Genomic DNA, 2,261 nt, shown 5'->3' on the forward strand with positions numbered 1-2,261 from the left:
CTCTTTCTCGATGCAGATCCCGGAGAATGTCTACACGCATGTTGTTGGAGCATCACTGTTCGGAGCGATCAGTGGCGCTGTTCTGTTTTCGGCAATCGCATCACTGAGAAATCGGATCATGTTGCGCGGATAGGGACCAACCATGGGTGCAGCAAGACTCTTCAGCGCTAGCTTCCTCGGCCAGAGGGACCTCCAGCAATGCGCCGTGATCCGGCAGATGGTGCGGGATCTCAATCTTCCCATCGAGGTTGTCACGGTTCCGACGGTGCGCGAGTCCGACTGTTTGGCACTCATCAGGTGCAACAGCAACCTCGGCCCGACCGATCGTACGAGAGCGCTCTGCCTCGACCGCAGCCTGCTCGCCGCGGAAACTGCGTACGGGGAGGGCGAGTGCGTCAGCGACAGGCTGATCGCAGTTGCCCGATCGCAGATGACCGAGGTCGACCAGCTGCAGTATCTCGAGCTGCAGGATGCCAGGACCGTGTGCGCTATCCAGGGCTTGGCCGAGAAACCGACCGCTCTTTGCGTGGCCGCCTATGGCGGGCCTACGCGCCTGATCAACAATGTTCTCCTGATTCCGCCGCCGAAAGCTCTGGACGATCGCGAGCTCGAGTTGGACCCGCATGTGATCGGCCACCAGGCGAGGATGAGTGCGGAAGCGCCGCAACCGTCATGACACTCCACCCCATGCCCCATGCCCTGATTCATGACCTCAGCAGCCGGCTGACCGGTGCAGCAGCGGCGGAAACGCTCCAGGCCTGGTGTGAGGAGCATGGTCTGTCACAAGGGCCGATCACCGCAGAGGTTCGTCATCTCTGGTGACTACGGTGGTGTTCTCCTCGTCATGGCTCTATCCTGTCAGGATTTAGAGCCTCCGCAAATCCCGCTACAGTCCATTCACGAAGACTCTCGAGGAGTACTGCGCGATGGCAGCGCCCTTATGCACAATGTACCGGGCATAGAAAATCAATAACTCTCAAACGCTGGCTTTAGGGGAGAGGCCCCATGATGTCTGCTCACCACGTGACTCCTGCCGCACCAGTAACACGGGACTACACCTACAATCTATTCAGAAACCGGCACCTCCCCAAAATCATCTGCGCTGTGCCTGAGCATTGTCCTGTACCTAGCTTCATTAACTCGAACGATTGGGCGTTTGATCAGGTGCTTCGCCCTGCCGACGCGACACCGCTCGGTTTCTTCAGCCGGGCGGCACAGGCAGGGGTGCGATTTACCAGTTACTATCTCTTCCAAACCACGGGCCTTACTCAGCGCGAGTGATTTCAGAAGCTGAGTGATGACGGTGTTGGAAGGGCGGTGTATTGAGACGGGTGACGAGTCTGCTAGAACCTCGTCGAGAGAGCGATGCGCCACGAACGACACTGCCAACGTTTTGCGCCTGTGTCAGCCAGATGCAGTTGACGACCCCTCGCAGGATATTCTCCGAGCCGGTGTTTTATCACTAAGTCGTCGGCCCTGAATAACCCACAACTGATTGAGGCAGAAGGATTCTTCGTTGTCACGAAGCATTGTAGAATGCCAGCATCTGGGGACGGACCCGCTCAAACCTGGTGTTTTGCCATGGGACCCAAGCCGACAATGCCGAGCTCCGGCGATCTCTACCGCAGCCGCCTCGACCAGATCCTCGATCCCCGCCACGCGTTGTTCCGCCTGGCTGCTTTGATCGACTGGGACAGATTTGATGAGGAGTTCGGCCGCTTCTATCGGCCCCTGGGGCGGCCCGCCAAACCCACGCGCCTGATGGTCGGGCTGTCGTATCTCCAGCACACCTTCAACCTGTCCGATGAGGCGGTGGTGCAGCGCTGGATCGAGAACCCGTATTACCAGTGGTTCTGTGGCTGTGAGTACTTCCAGCATCAGCTGCCGTGCGATCCCAGTTCGCTGACGCGCTGGCGCAAGCGGCTCGGCCCCGACGGACTCGAGAGCCTGCTGGCGGCCACCATCCAGGCCGGGCTGGACAGCGGCGCGGTGCTGCCCTCGAGCCTGGAGCGGATCAGCGTCGACACCACCGTGCAGCCCAAAGCCATCACTTATCCCACCGACGCCAAGCTCTATCTCAAGGCGCTGCAGGCTCTGGTGCGGCAGGCCAAGCGGCATGGCCTCGAGCTGCGGCAGACCCACACCCGTCTGGCCAAACGCGCGGCCGTGCAGGTCGGCCGCTACGCCCATGCCCGTCAGATGCGGCGCATGCGCCGCGAACTGAAGCGGCTGAAGATCTATCTCGGACGCGTGTACCGCGA

At 60.4% G+C, this 2,261-nt stretch carries 2 protein-coding genes; both read left to right on the forward strand.

From position 1 onward, the window contains the following. Nucleotides 1-142: 142 nt before the first annotated feature. Nucleotides 143-676, forward strand: coding sequence for a pantoate--beta-alanine ligase (locus tag KBI52_RS01775; RefSeq protein WP_114949004.1), 534 nt, complete (start codon nt 143-145; stop codon nt 674-676). Between the two features lie 905 nt (nt 677-1,581). Beyond that, nucleotides 1,582-2,261: IS5 family transposase (locus tag KBI52_RS01780; protein WP_210804925.1), on the forward strand; the 680-nt coding region annotated here is incomplete at its 3' end.

It is taken from the genome of Microvirga sp. HBU67558, assembly GCF_018069605.1.
In the GTDB taxonomy this organism is placed as follows: Bacteria; Pseudomonadota; Alphaproteobacteria; order Rhizobiales; family Beijerinckiaceae; genus Microvirga; species Microvirga terrae.